Origin of the sequence: Streptomyces sp., assembly GCF_036566765.1 — a bacterium.
Taxonomy (GTDB): Bacteria; Actinomycetota; Actinomycetes; order Streptomycetales; family Streptomycetaceae; genus Streptomyces.
In genome coordinates this window covers 1-4,159 of record NZ_DATCVQ010000558.1, presented here as the reverse complement: position 1 = coordinate 4,159, position 4,159 = coordinate 1, and the positions used below count along the sequence as shown (strand labels likewise).

10 protein-coding genes are annotated in these 4,159 nt (G+C 69.0%); all 10 read left to right on the top strand.

Going from position 1 to position 4,159, the window contains the following annotated elements:
• Positions 1-150: 150 nt before the first annotated feature.
• A complete protein-coding gene (locus VIU94_RS32280) occupies positions 151-555 on the top strand; it encodes a hypothetical protein (protein ID WP_331916899.1) in 405 nt (134 codons plus the stop codon).
• A complete protein-coding gene (locus VIU94_RS32275; protein WP_331916897.1) occupies positions 552-863 on the top strand; it encodes a hypothetical protein in 312 nt (103 codons plus the stop codon). The genes VIU94_RS32280 and VIU94_RS32275 overlap by 4 nt, the downstream gene beginning before the upstream one ends.
• Complete coding sequence (locus tag VIU94_RS32270) at positions 860-1,216, top strand: hypothetical protein (RefSeq protein ID WP_331916895.1); 357 nt, start codon at positions 860-862, stop codon at positions 1,214-1,216. Before VIU94_RS32275 ends, VIU94_RS32270 begins: the two co-directional genes overlap by 4 nt.
• Positions 1,217-1,346: 130 nt before the next feature.
• The gene (locus VIU94_RS32265) at positions 1,347-1,610 is read left to right on the top strand and encodes a hypothetical protein (RefSeq protein ID WP_331916893.1); all 264 of its coding nucleotides are present in this window, start codon (positions 1,347-1,349) and stop codon (positions 1,608-1,610) included.
• On the top strand, positions 1,603-2,028 hold the full coding sequence (locus VIU94_RS32260; RefSeq protein WP_331916891.1) for a hypothetical protein: 426 nt from the start codon (positions 1,603-1,605) through the stop codon (positions 2,026-2,028). The genes VIU94_RS32265 and VIU94_RS32260 overlap by 8 nt, the downstream gene beginning before the upstream one ends.
• Positions 2,025-2,240 carry a hypothetical protein gene (locus VIU94_RS32255; RefSeq protein WP_331916889.1) on the top strand — a complete coding sequence of 72 codons (216 nt, stop codon included), beginning with the start codon at positions 2,025-2,027 and terminating at the stop codon, positions 2,238-2,240. The genes VIU94_RS32260 and VIU94_RS32255 overlap by 4 nt, the downstream gene beginning before the upstream one ends.
• An 8-nt stretch (positions 2,241-2,248) precedes the next feature.
• A complete protein-coding gene (locus VIU94_RS32250) occupies positions 2,249-2,482 on the top strand; it encodes a hypothetical protein (protein ID WP_331916887.1) in 234 nt (77 codons plus the stop codon).
• Positions 2,473-2,832 carry a hypothetical protein gene (locus VIU94_RS32245; protein ID WP_331916885.1) on the top strand — a complete coding sequence of 120 codons (360 nt, stop codon included), beginning with the start codon at positions 2,473-2,475 and terminating at the stop codon, positions 2,830-2,832. Before VIU94_RS32250 ends, VIU94_RS32245 begins: the two co-directional genes overlap by 10 nt.
• Positions 2,829-2,963: a hypothetical protein gene (locus tag VIU94_RS32240; protein ID WP_331916883.1), complete on the top strand. Its 135-nt coding sequence runs from the start codon at positions 2,829-2,831 to the stop codon at positions 2,961-2,963. Before VIU94_RS32245 ends, VIU94_RS32240 begins: the two co-directional genes overlap by 4 nt.
• The coding region (locus VIU94_RS32235) for a DNA cytosine methyltransferase (protein ID WP_331916881.1) at positions 2,960-4,159 on the top strand (1,200 nt) is incomplete at its 3' end. The genes VIU94_RS32240 and VIU94_RS32235, both read left to right, overlap by 4 nt.

The following is a 4,159-nucleotide window of genomic DNA, read 5'->3' as shown; positions in this document are numbered from 1 at the left end:
GACTGGGCTGCTGGACGCCGAAGAGGCGGCAGACCTGTTCCTCACCATCACAGGCGCGGACGAGTACGGCATGAAGAAGGTCACCGTCCGACCAGCCACTGAGTGGGAGCACAAGCTGGCGCTGCAGAAGCACCTCTTCGGAGGTGCCGCATGAGCGACATCACCCCCGCCCAGATCGCCGGGACCCTGTCCGGCGGCTACGACATCGACGAGGAACTGAACGGCTGGGTGGACGTGTGCGCCACCAAGGGCAGCAACGTTGCCTTGATCAAGTTCACGCCGTGCAAGGACACCCCGACCGGCGGCGAGGCCGATCCGGAGAATGTCCAGCTCTTCACGGTTGCCGTCGTCGGCGGCCGGACGGAGGCGATCGTCTTCGACCGGGCCGCGTTCGAGCAGCGCGTCAACGAGCGGTTCGACGAAGCGGTCCGGAAGCTCGGCGGCGAGTCCCTGGCCTTCATGCCGGCCACGATCGCGGCGCTTCGGGCGCAGATCCTCGCTCTGGACGTGGACCTCGCTGAGGCCGCTCAGGCACAGAAGGGCGGTGCCCAGTGATCAGCGAGGAGTTCCGCGACCAGTTCTGGGGTCCTGGCGGGGACCGAGACGGGGACGACCCCACCAAGCGCGTCGTCGTGGACGGCGAGCACTTCCTCATTTGCGAAGAGAAGGGCAGCCTCCAGTTCCGAGGGTTCGGCGGGCACCGCTTCCACATCGAGTTCTTCGACGGCCGGTGGGCCACCACGACGAACCTCATGCACCAGGGCCGAATCCCGGACAAGTACCGGGAGCGGTACCCCGACAACGCCCGCTTCCTCACCGCCGCTGAGGCTGCTCAGGCAGAGCAGAGCGGCGGTGCCTCATGAGTCGCATCGACAGAGACTCCTTCGCTCTCGGCGTCTACACCGTCGCCGCCCTGTGGTCGCTCGTCAGGCTGGGCGCGGCCACAGACACGAGTTCGTACGTCATCGAGCTGGTCCTGACCGCGGCCTTCGCAGGCATGGCCGCCTGGACCTTCAAGCTGACCCGCAAACGTTCCGGAAGCGTCAACGCCACCCACATCGACACCGAGGGCCCGTACGCCGCGCTTCGCTGCACCGGCTGCGGCCAGCACCTCGTCTACATCGAGCACGGCCACGACCTCATTCGGCTGGCTTCGGCGCGAGACCGCCACGAGTGCGCCGCTGAGGTGGCGCTGAAGGGCGGCGATGATGCCTGAGCCTCTCTCGCCCCAGAGGATCGCCGAGATCCGCGAGCGCGTCAGCAAAGCCGCTAAGGGCCCGTACACGCCTGAGTGGGACTCGTGCGACTGTGACGACCCCGGCCAGTGTCACGCCGGTCATCGCTGGGTGTACGCCCTGCGCCTTCCCGAACCGCACATCCAGCGCAAGGGCGAATCGCGCCCGTGGGACTCCCTCTACTCCGAGATGGGTCATTTCACGCCAGAGACGGCGCTGTTCTTCGCCGCCGCCCGTCAGGACGTTGAGGACCTGCTGGCCGAGGTGGAGCGCCTCAAGGCACAGGTGAGCTTGATGGGCTCCTACCTTCAGCGCGAGTCGATGGCCGCGATCGACAAGGCGCTGGCCGCCCGAGAGGCCGGCGACCATGCCTGAGCCTCTCGCACTGCCCTCCTACGACGACCTCAACGAACTGGTGGACACGGACCCGATCCGCCTGCGCGACAAGGCGTGGCAACTGCGCTGCGAGGCGGCCCGCCTCGCCGAGGACCTTAAGCGCGCCACCGACGTCGTGGCCGCTGTCCGCCAGGTGACCGGCGGCGGTTACCTGCCGCCCGCCTGGTCCTACAAATGGCGTGAGCGGGCGGAGACAGCCGAGGCCGAGGTGGAACGCCTCAAGGCCGAAAACGAGCTGCTGCGCCGCCTCCACGTCGGCGCGGAGAACAGCATCAACGCCGCTCTCGACATGGCCGCCCGGCTGGACCCGACCTGTGGCCACACCCGCGTGAGGGCCTTCATCGCCGACCTGCTCCGCACCCTGACCACCACCCCGCAAAAGGTGGTGGGCGAGTGAAGAGCTTCTTCGCCTTCCTGATCCTGCTCGGCGTCGGCTGGGTGGTCGGCGGCTGGTTCCTGATGCTGCTGATCGGCTCCCTGCACCACGCCTGGTGGTCGTTCATCCCGACGATCAGTTACGCGGGAGCCCTCCAGATCGAGCTGGTGCTGATCCTCGGCGTCGCTCTCGGTGCTGTGGTCAAAGCCCTGATCGAGGCGGTGTCCGGGTGATCGGGGCCATGTTCGTCATCCTCTCCGCCCTGTTCGTCGTGGTGCTGGCGGTCGGCGCCCTGGTGATCCTCGACAAGGACGCCTGCATCAAGCAGCTCCGCTCCGACAAGAGCGGCCTCCAGCAGTCGGCAGCCGCGCTCAAGACCGAGCGTGACGAGGCCAAGGCGGCGCTGCAGCACGCGAGCAAGGCCGAGGTGACCGCCACCCTCCACTCGCGGATGGGAGACCAGCCGTGCCTCTAGACGTGACCCTGCTGGACCTGCTGTCCGCCCCTGACGCCGACTCGCTGAAGGCGTGGTTCACGCTGCTGCTCCTGGCCGCCCTCGTGGCGAGCGGATGGATCGCCGCCGCAGCGTTCCGCCGGCTCCGCCGCGAACAGCAGGCCGTAGCGGAGATCAGGGCCCGCGCCCTCCTCGACCAGTGGAACGAGGCAGGCGCCCGCGCCGTCGGTCGGCCGCCCACCGAGCTGGAGCGGGTCCTCGCCGAACACGAGCTGGCCGAGCAGCTCCGCGCCGACGCGCTCGGTGAGCCCCGCCACGACGACGGGCTGGCCGCCGAGTGGTGGCCCTTCACCGACCGGAGGCAGCCGTGACCGCCGCTGTGATCTGCCTCCGGGTGGCTGTCTACCTGACGGCCAGCGTGGTGTCCGCCGCCCTCCAATCCGTGATCCGGGCGCTCGGCGACCCCACGGCCCGCAACGTGACCTCTGAGGAGAACGAGTGACGCTCACCCTGATGGACTGGTTCTGCGGAGCCGGTGGCAGTTCGCAGGGCGCCCACGCCGTGCCTGGCGTCCGCGTCACGCTGGCCGCGAACCATTGGGAACGCGCCATCGAGTCCCACGCCGCGAACTTCCCAGAGACCGACCACTACCGGGGAGACATCCGCGAGGCTCCGGTGGAGAGCTGGCCCGTCGCTGACCTGTTCTGGGCCAGCCCCGAATGCCCGCAGTGGTCCAACGCCCGCGGCAAGACGCGCGACTTCGCCACCTCGATGCAAGGCGAGCTGTTCGGCCCCGAGAAGGACGAAGCGGTCGAGCGGTCTCGCGCCCTCATGGAAGAGGTGCCGCTGTACCTGAGGGGCGTCCAGGACCGTGGCGCCCTGGTTCTGGCCGGCGTCGTGGAGAACGTCGTCGACGTGCGGGCGTGGGATCAGTGGGACCGGTGGATTCGCGAGATCCGGATCCTCGGCTACCGCACCAGGACCATCGCGATCAACTCCATGCACGCCCACCCGGCCCGCACGCTCATCGCGCCGCAGTCCCGAGACCGGCTGTATGTCGCCTACTGGCACGAGAGCCTGGGCCGTGACCCGGACTGGGATAAGTGGCTGCGTCCGCAAGCCTGGTGCTCTGGCTGCGACACGTGGGTCAACGCCGTGCAGGTGTTCAAGACGTTCGGCGCCGACATGGGCCGCTACCGACAGCAGTACGTCTACAGGTGCCCGAACAGCGCGTGCCGCGCCCAGGTGGTGGAGCCGCGCGTCCTCCCGGCCGCCGCGGCGATCGACTGGAACCTGCCGGGCCAGCGGATCGGAGACCGGGCGAAGCCGCTCGCCGACAAGACGCTCGCCCGCATTCAGGCCGGGCTGGAGAAGTTCGCCCGTCCCATCGCCGCGACCAAGGCGTTGGCCTGCGAGCCGTTCCTGGTCCCGGCTGGCGGCACCTGGCGGAACGACCCCACGCCGATATCCGACCCGATGCCGGCTCGAACGACCAGGGAGAACGACGGCCTGGCGATCCCGCCGCTGCTGATCCCGGTCGAGGGCAGGGAAGGCAAAGAGCCGAGCCCTGCGACCATGCCCCTGCGCACGCAGACGGCGCGTAACGAGACCGGGCTCGCCTGGCTGCCGTTTATCGCCGAACTGCGCGGCGGATCCAGCGACGCCCGCTCTGTCGGCGACTCGCTGGCCACGGTCACG